Annotated in this window: 19 protein-coding genes; 5 read left to right on the top strand and 14 right to left on the bottom strand. The window is 47.6% G+C overall.

The annotated features are described in order from the left end of the window. Positions 1–50: 50 nt before the first annotated feature. Complete coding sequence (pdxR, locus tag MBEAL2_RS01295; RefSeq protein ID WP_047150501.1) at positions 51–1,469, bottom strand: MocR-like pyridoxine biosynthesis transcription factor PdxR; 1,419 nt, start codon at positions 1,467–1,469, stop codon at positions 51–53. A gap of 106 nt (positions 1,470–1,575) precedes the next feature. Between pdxR and MBEAL2_RS01290 the strand changes: the two genes are divergently transcribed. Continuing rightward, complete coding sequence (locus tag MBEAL2_RS01290; protein ID WP_047150500.1) at positions 1,576–2,130, top strand: pyridoxamine 5'-phosphate oxidase family protein; 555 nt, start codon at positions 1,576–1,578, stop codon at positions 2,128–2,130. A 309-nt stretch (positions 2,131–2,439) separates the two neighbouring features. On the opposite strand, the gene MBEAL2_RS01285 is transcribed toward MBEAL2_RS01290, so the two are convergent. The 3 genes from MBEAL2_RS01285 to MBEAL2_RS28755 form a co-directional block, all read right to left on the bottom strand. After that, positions 2,440–3,087 carry a helix-turn-helix transcriptional regulator gene (locus MBEAL2_RS01285; protein ID WP_047150499.1) on the bottom strand — a complete coding sequence of 216 codons (648 nt, stop codon included), beginning with the start codon at positions 3,085–3,087 and terminating at the stop codon, positions 2,440–2,442. 370 nt (positions 3,088–3,457) lie between these two features. Then, positions 3,458–3,889 carry a DUF86 domain-containing protein gene (locus MBEAL2_RS01280; protein ID WP_047150498.1) on the bottom strand — a complete coding sequence of 144 codons (432 nt, stop codon included), beginning with the start codon at positions 3,887–3,889 and terminating at the stop codon, positions 3,458–3,460. Positions 3,890–4,125: 236 nt separating this feature from the next. Then, complete coding sequence (locus MBEAL2_RS28755; protein ID WP_152667657.1) at positions 4,126–5,457, bottom strand: EAL domain-containing protein; 1,332 nt, start codon at positions 5,455–5,457, stop codon at positions 4,126–4,128. A 131-nt stretch (positions 5,458–5,588) separates the two neighbouring features. Here MBEAL2_RS28755 and MBEAL2_RS01270 point away from each other — a divergent pair, with 131 nt between their 5' ends. Next, complete coding sequence (locus MBEAL2_RS01270) at positions 5,589–5,864, top strand: DUF3055 domain-containing protein (protein WP_047150497.1); 276 nt, start codon at positions 5,589–5,591, stop codon at positions 5,862–5,864. 21 nt (positions 5,865–5,885) lie between these two features. Here the strand turns inward: MBEAL2_RS01270 and MBEAL2_RS01265 are convergent, their stop codons facing one another. Next, positions 5,886–6,350, bottom strand: a complete 465-nt coding sequence (locus MBEAL2_RS01265) for a YutD family protein (RefSeq protein ID WP_047150496.1) — start codon at positions 6,348–6,350, stop codon at positions 5,886–5,888. A gap of 160 nt (positions 6,351–6,510) precedes the next feature. On the opposite strand from MBEAL2_RS01265, the gene MBEAL2_RS01260 reads away from it, so the two are divergent. Further along, positions 6,511–7,857 carry a YhcN/YlaJ family sporulation lipoprotein gene (locus tag MBEAL2_RS01260; protein ID WP_047150495.1) on the top strand — a complete coding sequence of 449 codons (1,347 nt, stop codon included), beginning with the start codon at positions 6,511–6,513 and terminating at the stop codon, positions 7,855–7,857. Positions 7,858–7,897: 40 nt separating this feature from the next. Here the strand turns inward: MBEAL2_RS01260 and lipA are convergent, their stop codons facing one another. Both lipA and larC2 read right to left on the bottom strand, forming a co-directional pair. Then, positions 7,898–8,875, bottom strand: coding sequence for a lipoyl synthase (gene lipA, locus MBEAL2_RS01255; RefSeq protein ID WP_082129684.1), 978 nt, complete (start codon positions 8,873–8,875; stop codon positions 7,898–7,900). Beyond that, positions 8,847–9,758 (bottom strand): nickel pincer cofactor biosynthesis protein LarC2, encoded by a 912-nt coding sequence (gene larC2, locus MBEAL2_RS28750; RefSeq protein WP_052947354.1) that lies wholly within the window; start codon positions 9,756–9,758, stop codon positions 8,847–8,849. Before larC2 ends, lipA begins: the two co-directional genes overlap by 29 nt. Before the next feature lie 84 nt (positions 9,759–9,842). Here larC2 and MBEAL2_RS01245 point away from each other — a divergent pair, with 84 nt between their 5' ends. After that, positions 9,843–10,880, top strand: a complete 1,038-nt coding sequence (locus MBEAL2_RS01245; protein WP_047150493.1) for a M23 family metallopeptidase — start codon at positions 9,843–9,845, stop codon at positions 10,878–10,880. 5 nt (positions 10,881–10,885) lie between these two features. Beyond that, positions 10,886–11,383, top strand: a complete 498-nt coding sequence (locus MBEAL2_RS01240) for a L,D-transpeptidase (protein WP_047150492.1) — start codon at positions 10,886–10,888, stop codon at positions 11,381–11,383. Between the two features lie 44 nt (positions 11,384–11,427). Here MBEAL2_RS01240 and MBEAL2_RS01235 read toward each other — a convergent pair whose 3' ends face one another. From MBEAL2_RS01235 to MBEAL2_RS01205, 7 genes are all read right to left on the bottom strand, one after another. Further along, the gene (locus MBEAL2_RS01235) at positions 11,428–11,979 is read right to left on the bottom strand and encodes a class I SAM-dependent methyltransferase (protein WP_047150491.1); all 552 of its coding nucleotides are present in this window, start codon (positions 11,977–11,979) and stop codon (positions 11,428–11,430) included. A gap of 213 nt (positions 11,980–12,192) precedes the next feature. Beyond that, entirely contained in the window at positions 12,193–13,710 is a 1,518-nt protein-coding gene (locus MBEAL2_RS01230; RefSeq protein ID WP_047150490.1) for a carboxypeptidase M32, read from the bottom strand. A gap of 257 nt (positions 13,711–13,967) precedes the next feature. Continuing rightward, on the bottom strand, positions 13,968–15,494 hold the full coding sequence (locus MBEAL2_RS01225) for a peptide chain release factor 2 (RefSeq protein WP_047150489.1): 1,527 nt from the start codon (positions 15,492–15,494) through the stop codon (positions 13,968–13,970). A gap of 24 nt (positions 15,495–15,518) precedes the next feature. Then, on the bottom strand, positions 15,519–15,902 hold the full coding sequence (locus MBEAL2_RS01220; RefSeq protein ID WP_047150488.1) for a hotdog family protein: 384 nt from the start codon (positions 15,900–15,902) through the stop codon (positions 15,519–15,521). Continuing rightward, positions 15,902–16,615, bottom strand: coding sequence for an ABC transporter ATP-binding protein (locus tag MBEAL2_RS01215; RefSeq protein WP_082129683.1), 714 nt, complete (start codon positions 16,613–16,615; stop codon positions 15,902–15,904). Before MBEAL2_RS01215 ends, MBEAL2_RS01220 begins: the two co-directional genes overlap by 1 nt. Further along, positions 16,587–18,395 (bottom strand): branched-chain amino acid ABC transporter ATP-binding protein/permease, encoded by a 1,809-nt coding sequence (locus MBEAL2_RS01210; protein WP_047150486.1) that lies wholly within the window; start codon positions 18,393–18,395, stop codon positions 16,587–16,589. Before MBEAL2_RS01210 ends, MBEAL2_RS01215 begins: the two co-directional genes overlap by 29 nt. 1 nt (position 18,396) lies before the next feature. Continuing rightward, positions 18,397–19,296 (bottom strand): branched-chain amino acid ABC transporter permease, encoded by a 900-nt coding sequence (locus MBEAL2_RS01205; protein ID WP_236692653.1) that lies wholly within the window; start codon positions 19,294–19,296, stop codon positions 18,397–18,399. Between the last annotated feature and the right edge of the window lie 2 nt (positions 19,297–19,298).

Raw genomic sequence — 19,298 nt, 5'->3', positions numbered from 1 at the left:
AAAATAGCAAAAGCCCGTCTGTCAATGCCGACTGACGGGCTTTTTTCTTCTCATGAAAACCACGCCTCGTGGAGCCGCCGGATTCCCTGTTCAATTTTCTCCTCAGACAGCCCGCCAAATCCTAGAAGAATAAACGGATGCCCCATTTTCGGTGGATGAACCCAGTATCTGGAGGTAGGGTATACTTTCACGCCATACTTTTCTGCAGCCTCTATGAGCTCTTCCTCGCTTCTCCTGCTTCTTACTTCAAGTAACATGTGAAGCCCTGAATCCTTGCCGATAATCCGCACCTTCTCCTGCATGATGGTTTTTATACTCTCAAGAAGGGCGAAATTTCTTTTGTGATAAATGTTTCTCACCCTTCGTATATGCCGCTCCCACTCCCCACTTTCCATAAACAGCTGCAGGGCTTTTTGCTGCATTCTGGAAACCGGCTGCCCATACGCACCAAACTTTCGTTTATACTCTTCCATAAGGCGGCGCGGTAAAACGATATAACTGATTCTTAGAGAGGGGAGAAGAGACTTGGAGAAGGTACCCATGTAGATGACATTCTCCCCGGCGTCCAGCCCTTGAAGAGAAGGAATCGGCTTGCCTGTATACCTGAATTCCCCATCATAATCGTCTTCTATAATTATCCCCCCGCATTCGCGGGCCCATTGCAGGAGCTTCAACCGCTTGGTAATCGACATGACCATACCGTACGGGAATTGATGGGATGGGGTTACGTATACGAGTTTCGCTTCGCTTTTCTCCAGTTTTTCCAGGGAAAGTCCGTCGTCTTCCAGAGGAATAGGAGCTGTACTCCATCCGCAATTCTCAAAAACAATTCTCGCTCCATCATATCCGGGCTCCTCCATCGCAATTTTCCGCTTATCCGTGCCGAGGAGCTGACAAACCATCCCAAGCGACTGCTGTGTTCCAGCTCCCAGAACGATTTGTTCCGCACAGCATGACACCCCTCTTGCCTGCCGCAAATAACTTGCAATTTGTGCGCGCAGTCCATACTCACCGATGGGTTCACCATAAAAAAGAAGTTCCTGCTCATCAGGGTGTACACATTGATTGATTGCCTTTCGCCATGCAGCATACGGAAAGCTATCCGGGTCAATCGTTCCATATTTGAAATCATAGAGGCAAGCTCCCGCCTCGTTTCGGCTCCATTCGTTCCCGCTTTGCGAAGGCACAGGCAGCAAGTTCTGCAGAAATAGAGGTTCCTTATCCATAGGCGTCACGTACAATCCGCTGCGCGGCCTGCTCTCCACATATCCTTCGGCAACTAATTGCTGGTAGGCTGCTTCGATCGTGTTTCTGCTCACCTGCAAATAATCCGATAATTTACGGACAGAGGGAAGCCGAATAGAAGGAGCAATGTTTCCTGAGTAAATCTCATCCTTTATGTACGTGTACAACTGTAAATAAAGCGGTTCTTTTCTGTTCCCGTTCAGTACCGGTGTGATCTCTAACATAGCTCTCTCCCAACTGACCCTGTCAATTTTATTAAAACTGTCTCTTTTTATAGGGTCAAATCCTTCTTATAATAAATCATAATATAAAAACAAAGGGGATAATTCAATGATACCTATGAGGCACCGTTATCTGGAATGCACCGATAAGAATAAAATCAATGACTTTCTTTGCCGGACAAAAATCGGATACCTCGGGATTAGCGCCGGGCTGCACCCGTATGTAATCCCGCTCAACTATGTATGGTGGGAGGAGAAGCTTTACTTTCACGCTTCTGAATCCGGAAGGAAAATTGACGTCATTAAGCAAAATCCAACTGCCTGCTTTACGGTAAGCGAGGAGTACGGAACGATTTCCAATCCTGTACCGGCCAAGACAGACACCGCTTATTTTAGCGTTATGATTTTTGGAAAAGTAGAAGCCATAACGGCCCCCGAACAAGCAACGCTTGTTCTGCAGAAGCTGCTCGACAAATACGTGCCCGGCTATTATTCCTCTCCTCTGGCACAGCAGCATGTGGAAAAATACCGCTCTTCTATGGGCAACGCCGTCTCTGTTTTTCAGATCATTCCTGAAACAATAACCGCAAAAGAAAATCCGCTCGATGAGGAGATGAAATTCTATCCCGGCAGAAGCCAGCTGTCTGACGCAAACCGTGCATAAGGCATAAGAAAAACATCGCGGGCATGCCGCTCGTCCTTTCCCCTTCCGGAGGCTGGACGGCCGCTTAGTCTCACGCCGGGCGGACCGGCAAAACATCTGGGTAGCTTAGGTGTTGGAGACAATTGCCGGTCTTTTTCACCCTATGGCAGGCGCGCTCCACAGGGGGAAAGAAAAGAGCCGTCACCGCCCGCGATGTTTTTCTTGCACATTGGGACCTCACGGTCCCATGATAGTAACTCCCTTTAACACTTTAAAGCAACATATACTTTCTTTAACGACAAAAAAAGCAACCCGCATTCGTGGTTGCTTTTACTTATTCTCTTGCTTTTTGTCAATGACGTACACGCAGTTATCGCCGCCGGTAGCCATGCATTCTTCCTGTTCCACATTAGCGTCCAGCACTTTTTCAAACAGCGTTTTTTCACAGTTGCATGCATGCACGTATTCTTTTGCTACATTTGAAATCGGGCAGTTGGATTCTACGAAGAAGTATTTCCCCGTGCTTTCATCCTTTTTAACCTCGACCATATACCCTTTTTCGTTCTGCATCTTGGCAAGCATTTCGAGCTTTTTCTCGAAATCAGTATGCTCGGGAACAATCGTCTTATACGTATCTTCCTGCCTCTGTGCTCTCAGGTTGAAGAGCGCTTCAACCATTTCGGCCCCCTGCAGTTTTTGTATATCACCCAGGAATTCAAGCGTTAAATCATGATAATTTTTAGGAAACATATGATCAGCTTCATCAGAAAGTGAGTAGACATTTGTGGGCCGCCCCATCGCCTGGCGAAGCAAACGAGTTTGAATTAAGTTGTCTCGTTCAAGCGTATTCAGATGGCGCCGGACAGCCATTTCAGTAATCCCCAGCTCCCCTGCCATATCGCCGACGGTCATAGGCCCCTTCACTTTCAATAAATGCAAAATTTGATTGCGCGTAGAAGAGGATTTATCTTTGTTCATTCGTTATTCACCTTCCTCTCCTTTATTGTACTCGATTTCAGGAGATAAGTAAATTTTTATACAATATAATATAAAAACTACTTTAACGTTACTAAAAAAGGGAAAAAGGAAGTGCATTCCACTTGCCTTTCCCTTCCACGAGGAAGGGGCTACTGTCCGCTCCACCTCCCTGCGAGCAGCGCCCACCAAACATCTGGGTAGCTTAGGTGTTGGAGACACTGGTGGGCTTCTTCTGCTCTCCGGGAGGTTCCGCTGGGTCAGGAAGGCCGGTCTGCGTGGACTGCCCTTCCTTTTTTCTAACGTTTTTGACCTTGCGGTCTTTTCTCTACTGCTTTAAAGCAAGATATGCTTTCTTATTCAGTAAAAAATATTAATAAAGCTCCTTTTTCAGGTAGTCCCGAACAGATGGAGGAAAGGCCTGCAGAAAAGGAAGGTGGGTTTTAAGCAGCATAAAAACATCTTCATCTTTTATATATGTATATTCCGTAATAAGGCTTTTTCGTCTATTTACAATTTCTTTAAGTGAAGCTGCCATCACATCGGTAACGACGGTTTCATCGCGCAGGATTTCAACAATGTCCTCGTAACTCCCGGGATCACGCATAATAAATCCGTCGATTAGATAGTTCCCTACATCAGCAATTGACTCAAGGGCGATGTGAAGCGTGCGTTCCAGTGCCAAACCGGTCACCGGCTCGCCGGGAAACGTGTTGTTTTTTTCCATAATGGGTTCTATATCTGCAAGAACCTTTTCATAAAATGAAAGGATTTCTTCAATTTTCGTTACATTCACCTGGTACATATCGTATCCCTCTCACTCCGGCTATTTTTTCTTCTTGATTTTTGAAGCAGCAATCGTAATGACAAAAGTAAGGACAATCAGGGTTAGAATTGTAACCCCCGTCATAATGTTCTCCATCCCGCTCCCCACCTCTAAGCTCATTCAATATCTCGTTACAGTATATCATGAAAACGATACTGCTAAAAAGAAAGAGGCAAGCCATATTATGCGCTTGCCTCAAATCGTTCATGCCTGCTCTATCCGTTTAATTGAACCGGTATCTTCTTCTCCACATATGAGAACGGCTCAGCTGGCCTGCTAAAGAAATACCCCTGTCCAAGGTGGACGCTGTTCTCCACCAATTTCAGCAGCTCGTCCTCCGTTTCAATGCCTTCAGCAACTACTTTGCAATTAATACTGGCGGCAATATGGAGCAGTGCCTGCAAAATAACTTCTTTGACAATATTCGTGTCAATATCCTGCGTGACAAACCGGTCAACTTTAATAATGTCAGGCAAAAGCTCGGAAATCATATATAAATTGGCATATCCGGAACCGGTATCGTCCACGGCAAAACGGAAGCCTGCTTTGCGGTAACGGCCGATTAATTCCTTTATTTCATCGTAGTCCTCGATCATATACCGTTCCGTAATCTCAAGCACGATTTGCGAATGGGATACTGTAGGATGCTCTTTCATGCATTCGATGATTTTGTTATAGAAGTGAGGATTCCCGAGCGTGAGCGGAGTTATATTTATAAAAACAAAAGCAGAAATGCCTTTCCCAGCGATTTCCTTCACCGCTTTTCTAAACACGAGCAGCTCCAATTCAAATAAAAGACCTGCCTGCTGCGCAAAATTAAATAAAGCAAGCGGCGAATGAAAAGGAGTATCCCTCGGGCCGCGCGTAAGAATTTCCCAGCCTTCTGTCCGGCCGCTCTTCAAGGAGAGAATCGGCTGGGCCAGCACATAGATATTTTCATTCTTGACAATCGTATGTATGTCGTTCTTCAATGTATCGTACTCGTTTAGATCAATTCTATTCTTAGCCATAACGCGCGTGCTATCAAGCGAATCAAAAAAAGCGGAAGAGGTGTTCCCGCCCGGACAGGAAACCAAGGAAAACCCGCTATGATATTTAACCTTTAGTTCGAATGCCGGTGCCAGCACCATCTTCTCTTCAAGACAAATTCGAAGCTGATTTGATATATCATGGAGCAGCTCATACGTGAACGCTCTGTCCACTTGCTGCAATATAATTACATAATCATCTGCCTGGTATTTTTGGACATGGAGAATTTCTTTATCCAAAAAATGCATAGGGATTCGTTCTTCCAGCTGTTTTCGAACCCATTTGTCCATTGATGCCAGGGTAGAGTTATCATATAATTCTTTTAGCTGCCTGTAATTCTTAACATCAAAGAGCATGACAAATGTCTTTCTTCCCTTAAGGTGTGCAGTGTTCAAAGACTCCTGAATCGGGTCGCGCAGCACAAAGGAAGAAGGAAAGTATTTCATTTGTTCATTTGATTTAAAAAGAGAAAACAAGGTTTTTATTCTGTCTTGCCATGACATATGCAATGGATGCACCGGGTCTCCTCCTTCAAACCAAAGGTAATTTCTGCTTATGCAGTAAAGGATATCCTCATTATAGCACCAAGCATGGCTCGTAGACAGGTCTTTTTATACAAAATAACTGACATATTGGAGGAATTAGAACAATGAGTGAACATGGAGATTGGACATTTTTATACGATCATTCAGAAGAAACGAAAACAAGATATATAAGCTTTATGGGTGAGGAAGCCCGCCATGATATTGCCATTATACAGACTAAGAATTTTTATGGAAAAAGTATCGTTCTGAACATTCTAACCCACCGCATGGCCATTGTCGGGCAAAAAGATTTGGATGAACCAGGGTACCTGGAGCAAGCGTTTAACATGACTGAGGCCGAAGCCGCGGAGTTACGGGAGTTTCTTTATTTAACCATTTAAAAATTAAGAAAAAGAGCAGCCTCACTCGGAGGGCTGCTCTTTTGTTTCTCTATATTCTTTCGGCTTTCGTTTAGGGCGGGGGCGACGCCTTGGTTCACGGCGCTTCCCTTCCCGGCTGCCTTTGGCATATTTATCATCCGGCTTTTCCTGTACGGCCTCCGCCGCTACTTCCTGCACAAGCTCACCTGGCTCATCCGCCGGCGTCTTCCCTTCTTCCTTCACTTTCTTCACAAGAAAATAGGCGCAGCCAAAATTACAATATTCCAGTATATATTCATCAAAGAAACTAATTCGGGAATCAAAGGATGCTTTACGGTTTGTATCCGCAAAAAAACCTTTCAGCCGAAGCTGCCCGTATCCCCAATCACCCGCTATATAATCAAACTTACTTAAAATGTCACTGTAGCGTTCCTTAAAGGCTTCCAGGTTAAAGCCATCTTTACTATCCTCAATGAGCTCATATACGTTGTTTTCGACTCGTATCACTCTGATTCCCTCCTTCCGGTCTGTTACGGTTGAACTGTATGTACTCCAAAAGCGAATGGCGTGCGCCTCCTATTTTACCACATTTTCCGGCAATACACACAAAATTGCCACGAAAAGAATCCTCGGCCTCAGGCAAACCTACAGGATAGGAGGTGGAACTATGAAAAAAATGATATGTGCATTATCTGCAATTGGTCTCGCTGTCTCTCTGGCCGCTTGTTCTCCAAATCCGGCTGATAATAACGCAAGAACCAGAACAAACAGCTACCGTCCGGCTAACCTTGCACCCGGCACCAATCCCAATCGTGCGACGGATGGGTATGTGGACGGAGCACGTACTAACACATACGCTCCTGGTACAACACCTTATGGAGTAGCACCTAGATACGGAACCGGTCCGTCCGGTACTGGACAAGGGACCTACGACTACGGAACTCCCCGGGGATACGGCGCCGGCACGAACGGTACCGGCAGGGGAGCTGGCTATGGACTAGGATCCGGATATGGATATGGCACCGGCATTACCGGTACCGGTAGAACAGGATATGGAGCAGGTACAGGTCCTGGCTATGGAACCGGCAGAGACGGTTATGGTGCTGGGGCAAACGCATACGACCCCGCAGCGAGGGGCACGTATCGTGCTCCAAACGGTATTGTAGACGGCAGAGGCGGCATACTCGGCATCGGAGTGAGACGTGACGACCGCAGTTCCCTGCTGAGAGGTGCGGGGGGCAGATCTGACAACGGTACGTACACGTCGGGAGACGGCAGGGCAAATGACGCGAGGTATAGCGCGATAAACCGATATTCCATGTACAAAGCGGATGGCGGCGGTGCCCGGACAGCTGGAAATAACCGCGGACCGGCTCAGGTTGGATTCGTCCAAATAGCAAAAAATCAGAACAGCGCAGGAACGGCTTCGGCTGGCGGTGCAGGCAGCCGGGGTGGTACAGGCAGCCAGGGTAGTACAGGTAACCAGGGCCGTTCAGGCAGCCAGAGCAACTCTGCAGGGAATAGCGGAACACAGGGAAACCAGAACGCAGCTGCTCAAAACGTCTATGTTGATCGCCAAATGCTCGCTTCTGCTGTTGCCAATGCGGCAAAGCATGTTCCAGGCGCAAAATCGTTATCCGTTCTTACGACAGATAACCAGGTTTTTGTAGGCTGCGACACAACAGGGTCTAACAGCCCGGCAATAGCGAGAGACATCTTGCAGAAGGTCCATAGGTCCGCACTCAATGTGTGTCCTCGTTATTACAACGTGTACACTTCAAATGATTTAAACAAAATTAACCAGGTGTGCCAGAATTCAGCATCATTCGGCAATAAAACCGACGCACAATTCGAACAGGCACTGGCAACGAATAACAAAGGCAGCTCCACATATTGCACAACAGGGGGCAGCAACAAGATAAGCAGCAGTCCATCCAGAACACACAGAAACACTAAAACAAATCAGTCTGGAACAGGTAACAGGAGTACTCAGTCCGGAACAGGCGGCCGTTAAACAGCAGGCCCGGTTACCGTGTGGTAACCGGGCCTGTTTTCTATAGAGCCTGTGTAGCTGCAGCGGATTCGACTTGTTTGTGCGCATGGTAAGAACTCCGTACGAGAGGGCCGGACTCCACGTGCTTAAATCCCATCTTCATCCCTTCCACCTTTAACGCCGCAAACTCGTCCGGATGGTAAAACTTCTTAACAACAAGGTGTTTCGGCGTAGGCTGCAGATATTGTCCGATGGTCAAAATATCCACGTCAACCTCCCGCAAATCTTTCATGGTTGCGATAATCTCTTCCGTTGTCTCGCCCACGCCAATCATAATGCTTGATTTTGTAGGGACCGAGGGCTGCATTTCCTTCGCTTTTGCCAGCAGGCTAAGCGTTCTGTCATACTTCGCCTTAGAGCGGACACGATCAGACAGGCGCTCCACCGTTTCAATATTGTGGTTTAAAATATCCGGCTTTGCCTCCATTACCAATTTAAGGGAATCCCAATTCCCCATGAAGTCAGGAATAAGCACTTCGATACTGCAGAGAGGGGTACGCTGGCGGATCGCTTTAATCGTTTCCGCAAAAATCATCGCCCCACCGTCTTTTAAATCATCACGCGCAACGGATGTAACAACAACATGCTGAAGGCCCATGTTTTCAGTTGCTTCAGCCACCCGCTCCGGTTCAGCCAGATCCAGTTCTGTCGGCAGCCCTGTTTTCACCGCGCAAAATCTGCAGGCACGCGTACACAAATCACCGAGAATCATAAAGGTAGCCGTACGGTTCGCCCAGCATTCATAAATGTTTGGACAACGCGCTTCTTCACAAACGGTATGCAGCGTTTTTCCCCGCATCATTTTTTTCAATTCTTTAAAATTTTCACCTGTATTTAATTTAATTTTAAGCCATTCAGGTTTACGTTCTGCCATGAAGCGCTTCACTCCATTCTCTTTATCGATTACTCCTATTGTAAAAAAGGTTTGCCACGAAAGCAATTGCAAACCGCTACACAATCGGTTTATTGCGGGAAACATAGTCCTCAGCCCACTGGTAAACGACCCGGAAAGGGATATTGGCGCTTACCGCCGCATTTCTGCAGTCCTCATATTCAGGCGCCCCCTTTATCCTATGTCCCTTATAATGCGCCCATTTAACCCGAATCTCTCCCCATGGGGAGACGACTCGCTCCCAGTCGCGCCCAAGCCGGTATGAAGACATCTTCGTATATCGTATGCCAAAGGTTGTTGTTTCCAGAAAAATGAGTTGTTTGACCTGTTCAAGCATCCCTCTGTCGCACAATACGGTCAGGCAGTACGCGGGCCGGTTTTTCTTCATAATAATAGGCGTATAAAAGACATCCCGCACTCCGGCCTGCAGAAGCCGTTCCATCGTATAACCCATTCCCTCCCCACTCATATCGTCCAGGTTGCATTCAACAACGATTAAATCGTCGTCAATGTGCTCCTGATTTCCCCTTGAGCCAGCTCCTTCAGATAAATCAGGTATTCTCACCTGTTCGGCCAGGCCAATCCACATCGCATTATTTTCTGCCGCTAACTGAAAATATTTAGAGAAAACAACCGCTTGATCCTCCCATATATGTAATTTCCCTCTGCTGATTTGTTCCCTGAGCCACGCAAGGGCAGCGGAAGAAAACGAGAAGTCATCCGCGGGACGCTCACTTCCAACCCTCATGGGCAGCCCGCTCATTTCCCACCTTGCAAGAACATCATGCGAAACCACAAGGGGAAACAGAAACAGCGTGATTTCCGCTTCTGAAAACAGATCTTCCAGCCTGTCGAGCGCTTCCTGTTCCGGCAAGCTCTCCTCCTGCTCTGCCAGGTCAAGCAGGCGGCAGATGCCGGCCCACAAATTCCGGGCGAGAAAGCCTCCATCGGATTTTATTAGCAGTTTCATATCTCTCTCCACCTTTCGCTATCATAAAACAAAATGCTTTGCACACACTAGCCTATATAAACTCCCTTACAATTGGAGGACCGTATGGTATATAAACTCTTTGTTATTGTTCTGCTTGTTAGCCTGTTTGTATCGCCTGCCCATCTGCATGCAGCTTCCTCAAAGGAAGAAAGCACGAGGGGAAAAGCCGTAAAAGAAAGGCAGTCGCTATTTGAACATATGGAGACAATTACCGGTGTCCCCTGGTACTACCTGGCGGCTGTTGATCAGTACGAACGAAATATAAACAAAAACGGTAAGGAGAAGGGACCCTCCCGGCAAAATAAAGAGAGGATAACAGGGTTTGCATTTCCTCCCGCTTTTTGGAGCGGCATGCTAAATCCGAATCCGGACGATACAAACCCGCGGACCCTTTCCTTTTTTGGCGGCATCGGAAAAGACGGGGATGGGGACGGGAAAGCGGATCGGTTTAATGATATCGATACAGCCTATACGATGGCAAGCTATCTGGCACAGTTTGGCTTCACGGAAGATGATATCCGAATAGCACTATGGCAATATTACGCCAGGGATAAAAGCATTGAAATTATCTCCGAGTTCTCTTCGATTTATGAACATTATAACCGATTAGATGTGTCCGGCAGCGCCTTTCCGGTTCCCCTTCACTATAACTACAGCTATCGGAGCACATGGGGCGATGCGCGTGGATGGGGAGGCAGAAGAATTCATGAGGGTACTGACATCTTCGCCGGCTACGGAACCCCCGTACGCGCAACCCGCCATGGCGTTATTGAGACGAGAGGCTGGAATCCGTATGGAGGCTGGAGAGTTGGAATCCGTGACCTGGATAATGTATACCACTACTATGCTCACCTCAACGGATTTAATAAGAAGTATAAGATAGGGGACATCGTAAAGCCCGGGGATGTTATCGGATATGTCGGCAGTTCAGGGTACGGAAAGCCCGGAACCGCCGGAAAATTCCCGCCACACCTTCATTACGGGATTTACCGCGACAACGGAAGAACGGAATTCTCGTACGACCCGTATCCTTCTTTGAAGCGTTGGGAGCGAGAAGAAGCCCGCAATAAGAAAAAAAGCGCCAGTGGGAAGACAGGGTGACATGCATGCGAAAGATACTGCTCCTCTCCTTTCTTATCGGACTATTTATCCTGCATTATCCATGCGAAGCTTTAGCGCTGGAGGATGAAGTTCATATTGAAATTAATAAGACGAGCAATCAGCTTACCGTTTTCCTGAATGACGCTCCTGTTTATACTTTTCCTGTCGCAACAGGAAAAACGCCGGAACTAACACCTGAAGGCGAGTTCACCGTTATAACCCGGGTGAAAAACCCATGGTATCTTCCCAAAAACATTGCCGGAGGAAGTCCGGACAACCCGCTTGGCAATCGCTGGATCGGATTAGACGTACCCGAAACAAGAGGATATAAATATGGCATTCACGGCACGAACAATCCTCACAGCATCGGGTACCGGGTCAGCCAGGGCTGTATCCGCATGCGCAATAGGGATGTAGAATGGCTGTACCGTCATATCCCGCTCGGCACGAAAGTCATTATCAGGCACGATAACTCTGCTGCAGAAGAAAATCCGTCCCCTTAACGAGACGGATTTTCTTTCGTTTCAGTATGAGCCTGCCAGGTGCGCTACACACTCTTTTTGCAGTAATACACAAATGCCGGCAAGAAATTAAATGGGACAAACTTGATTGAGATATCGTCGAATGTTTGCCGTAGATGTTTCCGCATCTGCAGTGAGAACTGAAACATAATAAAAGAACCGCCCGGATGCAGGTGAGAATAAATCATCGACATGAGCTCTTCAATCTGCTTTTGGGAGAACCAGGATACAGGGAGGGCAGAAATAATACAGTCCAGTTTCTCCATTCCCTGTTCCTTCAGAGCGTCTGCGAGGGAAAATGCATCCGCATATACCGGCAGGTGAGAAAACTCGTTCTCCAGATGGCTTTTCAAGCTCTGTTCATTCTCAAACACGAGGAGAGATTGAATATCCGGGCACCGCCCATCAAGCGCCCTTGTCAGCACCCCTGTTCCGGCCCCAAGTTCAGCCACGGCCGCCGGCTTAATTTTGTTCACATGACGTACGATATTGTTAACGATAAAAGGAGAACTTGGTATGATGCTTGCCACCTGCAAAGGAGAGCGCAGGAAGCTTTTTAAGAAAAGAACTTTATCCATGAATGAAGCTCACTCTCTTTCCTTCCGTTTCTATTAGGATGGTACATTTGTTTATGTAGTATACTTTTTTCTTATTTACCGCAGCAAAAGCACTGTAAAACCTTGCTAATTATCCCTTGTCCGCTTACGGGCCAGCACGGGATATGCCCGAATAATGACTCCATAATTGAAAAAAAGGAAGGTGCGGAACCGCCGCGCCTTCCTTTCCTTATGTTATAGACTGTATACATCCGTATATTTCTTTTCTAGATACCGGACAAGATAATCCACATTAATCGATTCCCCCGTTACCGACCGGATGATTTCTGCAGGGGTCAGCATTTTTCCGTGTCTGTGGACTTTTTCAGTAAGCCAGCCTTTAATGGCAGCAAATTCGCCTCTTGCTACCGCTTCTTCATATTCCGGCAGCTCCTTGCGGAGGGCGGCTTCAAGCTGGGCCGCATAAATGTTGCCCAGTGAATAGGATGGGAAATAGCCAAAGGCACCCGATGGCCAGTGGACGTCCTGGAGAACACCGTGCGCATTGTTGTCCGGGACAACGCCAAGGTATTCTTTCATTTTTTCATTCCAGGCGGCCGGAAGTTCCGCAACAGTAAGGTTTCCGCTAATGAGCGCCTTCTCCAGCTCATACCTAAGCATAATGTGTAAATTATACGTAAGCTCATCGGCCTCTACTCTGATTAGGGAAGGCTTTACCTGGTTAACGGCCCGGTAGAAGCCGGATACGGATATGCCATCAACTTGCTGCGGGAAGAACTCCACAGCATCTTTATAGAAATATTCCCAGAATGCGCGGCTTCTTCCAATCATATTTTCCCAAAAACGAGACTGGGATTCATGGATTCCCATGGAGGCTCCATCAAGAAGCGGAGTCCCTGCCAGCTCCTCCGCGATATTCTGTTCATACATTGCATGGCCTGCTTCATGAATCGAGCCAAAAATAGCCGTGCGAAAATCGTTTTCATGAAAACGCGTAGTCACACGAACGTCTCCCCGGTTTAACCCTGTTGAAAAAGGATGCGCGCTTTCATCAAGGCGGCCTGCGGCAAAATCGTATCCGATTTTCCGCAGGACTCTCTCACTGAATTTTCTCTGGTCAGCAGCCGGAAACAATTTTTCAAGGAAGGAGGTATCTGTTTTCTTTCCCCTTCCCTCTACTGTTTCTAGAAGGGATACCGATTTCTTGCGCAGGTCTGTAAATAAAGGATCGAGCACACCAACCGTAATGTCAGGTTCATACTGATCAAGCAGCGTATTATACCTGTGTCCCTCATACCCCCATATGTCGATGAACTGGTTCGTGTAGTCAATAATCTTCTCCAAATACGGGCGAAACGCATCGAAATTGTCGTCTCTTCTGGCCCCTTCCCACGCCGTCTCAGCTTTCGACGCGAGAATGATATATTCCCGATAGAGCTCAGGTGGAATGCTTTTGTTTCTTTCGTACTCCTTTTTACACTCACGAACAGATGCACGGGTAACAGCATCCAGTTTCTCATATGTTTCGCTCTCTGAAAGCGCGTCAATAAACGCTTTCATCTCGGGGGCGATTCCCATTTTAAACAGCTCGGTTGAGAGCATGCCGATAACCTCAGAACGCTGGGCTTTTCCTTTGGCCGGGGCGCCTGTGGCCAAATCCCAGCTTAAAACAGCCACCGCTTCCTTATAATCCGTCATCCGTCTTGTATAAGATTGAAACTCTTTTATTGTATGTACTATGGTATCTGACATCTGCATTCCCTCCTCATGGGCGTTGTTACCGATTCACTCCTATTTTAACTTTCGAACAATCACCTGTAAATTTTACACATGACAAAAGAAGGGCCCAAAAACTTACCTTTCCCTTCTTGCGAGGAAGGGAGAACAAGATATAATAAGAAAAACATCGCGGTCGTTGCCCGCGACATTTTTCTTGAATTCCGAGACCGTAAGGTCCCATTATAAGAATACTCTTTTTTTAATCGACAATAAAGATGGCCTTGAGGTGATTAATACGGATCAATTTCTGAACCGGTTTTAATATCCACAACTTTCACGTTATCTTTCGGCACAGGAACAGAATGGCTTTTCGGTGCTTTTTCTCCATTCTCTACCCATTTTACAAGCAAGTCAAAGCTCTGATGAGCATAGGGCAGCAGCGGTTGGAGCTCTTTATCCGGATCGGATTTGCCCCAGACGAGGCTGTCGACATGGTTTCCTTTCTCTACCATGTAATTCCTGTGAAGCTCCCCTTTCCCAGCCTTCTTGACCAGATTATCGTAAGCAACCGCATGAAGCTCAGGAAAAATGAGAGAGTCCAGCGTACCCGATACGCTAATGAGCGGAACATTGATGTTTCCTGTATTTTCAATGGCCGCCACATTTTTCTTTACGTTGCCCGGGCGCTTCTCGTAATTGTAGTTTTCATAAATGGAATCCTTCGAGCGGTCACGAAGGCCTTTCTCATCAAACTTCAAGTAATCGCGCCAGTTTATGGCCTTTTCTGCATTCGGATCAAACTCGTCACGATAGATATTCAATGATACAAACCAGTACACCTGGTCATGGTAGCCCCACAGCTTTTCCGAACCTTTCGGAAGGCCGGCTTCATACATCGCCTTCACTGCTTTTTCCTTGCTCGCTCCTTTCCCGTAAATGGCTTCCTGCGCATTATTTACAACCTTTGTGAGCGAGGTAATTAAATTCGGGTCTTTTGCCCGCCAGAGAACCCCTTCCCAATCGACGCCCCCATCAAAAAGCGCCGCTTCTTTCGTTGATTTCGGGCCGTCATGTTCAAGCGCATACCGCACGACATAGCCCCCGTTAGAAATACCAATGGCGTATGTAGGGACGCGATGGTCACCTCTGATAAGCTTACTTGCCGGATTGCTCTTATCGTTTACAGCAATTAATTTTGCGTCATAATTTTCCACCAGGTACTTCTGTGCTGCTTTTGTCATCTGCCGAAAGCGCATATTCCATTCAGCGACTGAATCCTCGTCAGCTACGAGCGCATTCTTCACTTTGGCAAGGGGATCCTTAGGGTCAATTTCTCCCTGTGTCCCTTTATCAATGGCCGCAAAGGCATATCCTTTGCTGAGGACATAATCGCTGAACAGTAAATCCGTCGACGTTTCGTTTCGCGTAGCCGGAATGCCGGACACGACCAGCTTGCCGTTCCAGTTATCCGGAACGCGGATGACAAACTTCGCGTCTTCGAACGTCCCGTTTACCTGCGTTCCTGTGACAGCAGCCGGAGTATACATTTTATACCATCCTGTGCCGTTGTCTTTATTTCCCCATACGTTCGGTGTAAGCCCGGCATTTCCGTAAAGAGTAGCTGCCGCATACTGGGCGGGGTTTTTCGTTGTCAGCCAGTTCTCGTTTTTCCCATCAAAGCTTGTTACTGTCACACTATGCGCTCCCGGTATGACAGGGGAGTAGGCCGCCTGAACAGTGGCGGGCGTGAAAGATGCATTCGCGAGCGGGAACAGCAGAGCGGAAGTAACCATAAGTGCCGTAAGTTTTCGTTTCAATACGATAGCCTCCTCTTATTCCATTTACAAAGTAATAGGGACATAATTAACGACCATTTGCCCTGCAAGTACTCCCTCACCCGCATGGTTCCGAACGGATGTGGCAAGCGTTATCCAGCCTGTGTCCGCATCATAATTCGTAATCACCGCGCGGGCGGTAATCGTATCGCCGGGATATACAGGTTTAAGATAAATAACCTCCTGTTGAACGACGCTGTATTTTGGCTCAGCAAACATACTCGTACTGAGGCTTGCGACAATAAATGTATTCAGCAGCTCATGTGTAACAAGCTTCTGGTTGTGCACGATGTTTTTATCCTTCATAATGTCCGCGAACCCAGCGACATCTTCCTCCGTAAACACCCTTGTAATTTCCATAAAACAGCCAAGAGAGAAAGGAAACTCCATCAGGAGGCTCCCAGGTACATTTTCAGTACCTTATCATCTTCTAACAGGGTAGATGACTCCCCTTCCAGGCATACCGAGCCCATCTGCAAAACATAGGAACGATCGGAAATCGAAAGTGCCGCAAGCGCCAGCTGTTCTACGATAAGAATCGTCGTTCCTGCTTTTTTCAACTCCATAATCGTGTCAAAAATATGTTTTACAAAAAGCGGGGACAGGCCCATGGAAGGTTCGTCAAGTACAAGAAGCTTTGGTTCGCTCATCAAAGCCCGCGACATCGCAAGCATTTGCTGCTCGCCCCCGCTCAGCGTACCGGCGTGCTGGCTGCGCCTTTCCTTCAGGCGGGGAAATCGCTCATACTCGCGTTCAATGAGTTCTTTTACCCGCTTCGGGCTTTTTCGAACGGTCATGTAAGCCCCGAGCGTTAAGTTGTCTTCCACTGTCTGGTCACCAAATACCTGGCGCCCCTGCGGAACATGCGAGACACCCATCCCCACAATTTTATGGGCAGGCAGGCACGTAATCGGCATCCCATTCAGCATCACTTCGCCGGCGCGCGGCTTCACCAGCCCGGTGAGTGCCCGAAGCAGCGTTGTTTTCCCTGCTCCATTGCGGCCGACAACGGCGACAACCTCGCCTGCATTCACATGCAGGCTCACATCCACCAGCGCTCTCGCATGGCCGTAATTAACTGACAGACCGCTTACCTGCAACAAGATTAGCCACCTCCTCGCCACCCAGATAGGCTTCAATCACCTTCGGATGCTCCTGAATTTCCTGTGGTGTACCTTCAGCAATTTTCTGTCCGAAATCAAGAACCGTAATTTTGTCGCATATGTTCATAACAATCTCCATGTGGTGCTCTACGAGAACGATGGACAGACCCGCGGCTTTTAAACGCGAGATGACATCCATGATTTTTTCAATTTCTACCGGGCTGGCACCGGCTGCCGGTTCATCCAGTATCATCAGCGTAGGTTTCAGCGCGAGTCCGCGTGCGATTTCGACCAGGCGCTGTTCTCCATAAGAAAGGTCGGATGCTTTGTGAAATACCTTCGTTTCCAGCCCTACAATCCGCAGTAAATCATACGCCTTCTGCGAATAGGCTTCTTCTTCCTTTTTTACCGACGGAATGTGCAAAACATTGGGCAGAAATCCGGTATGAAAATGCCTGTGGAAACCCATCATTACATTTTGAATGACCGTTAAATCCTGAAACAACTGGAGGTTTTGGAACGTTCGCGTAATTCCTTCCTTTGCTATGGAATGCGGAGCGAATTTCGTAATGTCCTTTCCCTGCCACAGCAGTTGGCCGCCGGTCGGTGTATATACACCGCTAAGCATGTTTACCGTCGTGCTCTTTCCCGAACCGTTCGGCCCGATAACACCATGAACGGAACCTCCGGCAATTTCAATATTCACATTATCTACCGCCTTCAAGCCGCCAAAGTACATGGCTACCTCTCTCATCTCCAGCAGCGTACCTGTAACGGAGGGCGGCAATTCGAGTTCCGGCTTTTCTGCAAGCTGAAACGTTTTCCCCGTATGGTCTGACTTCCGGCGTTTTTGAAATAGAGCAAGTTTGGAAAGCTCACCGACAATTCCGTCAGGAAGCATGATAAGCGAAACAAGTAAAATACCTCCGAAAATCATGAGATGATAGTCAACAAACGATTGGAACAGCTGGGGCAGCAGAACGACAATAACCGTCCCGACGACAGGACCCCATTTCGTCCCGGACCCTCCCACGATAACCCCAATTAAGAACAGGATGGACTTATCGAACTCAAACGTCGTGCTGCTGATAAACCCATTCTGAAAGGTAAACAGGCCACCGCCCATTCCAGCCAGGAATGCACTAATGGCAAAAGCCATGACCTTCCAGTTACGGACATTTACGCCAAGAACTTCGGAAGCTACCGCGCTGTTGCCAAAGGCAATAAACGTTCTTCCGAATCTTCCTTTAAAAATATTGTTGGCGGCAATCGTGACAAGGACGGCAATAATACCCACAAACCAGAAGTACTCGACTGCATGTAGTTGAAACCCGAAAATACTCGGGGTCGGTGAATAATACCCAGCCGGTCCCCCTGTAACATCCACCCAACGATTCGATATAATACCCATCAACTCTCCGAATGCGATCGTTACCATGGCGAGATAAGGACCTTTGGAACGGAGGGATAAAAGAGCAACAACCGCGCCAAACCCCGCTGCGACAAAGCTGGAAATAAGAACGCTGACAAAAAAGTTAATTCCCGCTTTATCACACAAAATCGCTGATAAGTAGGCACCGATTGCATAGAAGCCAACATGCCCTAAGGAAAGCTGGTCCGACAGGCCAACCAGAATATTCAGGCCGACGATAACAAGGTACGTAATGGCAAACGTCTGGGCTAAATGCACATAGAATTCATTGGGAAAAACCCAGGGAAATGCATAAATGACCAGCAAAGGGAGGATAAGATTGGTTACATACCATTTCCATTTGTTCATACTAAAATTTCTCCCTTACACTTTTTCCGAAGAGGCCGTTCGGCATGAAGGCAAGAATAGCCAGGATAAGCACAAAAGAAGCCGCATCCTTAAGCGAGGTGCTAAAAATGGCGAAAATCCCTTCGAGAACACCGAGCAAGAGGCCTCCCACAAAAATGCCGACCGGGCTGTCAATCCCTCCAATTATCGCGGCGGCAAAAGCCTTCAATCCGAGGGAAACACCCATAAAAGCGCCCGGCTGGACAAGCGGCCCGACCATAATGCCGCCGATGCCTGCCAGCGCTCCGGAGATAACAAAAGCAAGACCTGCCATCAGACGGGGGTTGATGCCCATAAGAGAAGCCGCATCTTTATTAAAAGCAACAGCCTCAAGCGCCTTACCCAGAATTGATTTTTTAAGAAAAAAGTACAAGAATCCCATAATAGCAAATCCACTGATTAAGACAAAAATTTCGTGCGGCAGCATCCGAAGGATACCGAAATCGATTACTTTCTTGCCGAATGGCGATGGTGCTGCCATAACATCACGCCCCCAGATTAACATCGCAACGTTTCGCGCAATCATGGCAACCGCAACGGTACTTAAAATCCAGCCAATCGAATGAAACCCCCGCAGCGGTTTAATCGCAGTCTGTTCCAGGCCCCAGCCGGCCGCTCCAAGAATGGCAATCACGGTTATAAGAGAGATAAGGAAGGCAAGTAAAAGTCCAAGACCTGAGCTTGTTACCGCCCCAAAAACCGTAATCCCGATGAGGGCCCCTACCATAACAAAGTCACCCTGGCCGAAATTCAACGTTTTTGTCGTAATATACGTAATATAAAAGCCCTGTGCAATAATCGCATAGACGCTTCCGTAAACGAGACCATTGATTATCGCCTGCAGCAGTTCCAATCCATCCAAAA

It is taken from the genome of Aneurinibacillus tyrosinisolvens (genome assembly GCF_001015055.1).
In the GTDB taxonomy this organism is placed as follows: domain Bacteria; phylum Bacillota; class Bacilli; order Aneurinibacillales; family Aneurinibacillaceae; genus Aneurinibacillus_A; species Aneurinibacillus_A tyrosinisolvens.
Note: the sequence above shows the minus strand (reverse complement) of the source record. Positions and strands in the feature narration are given on the sequence as shown.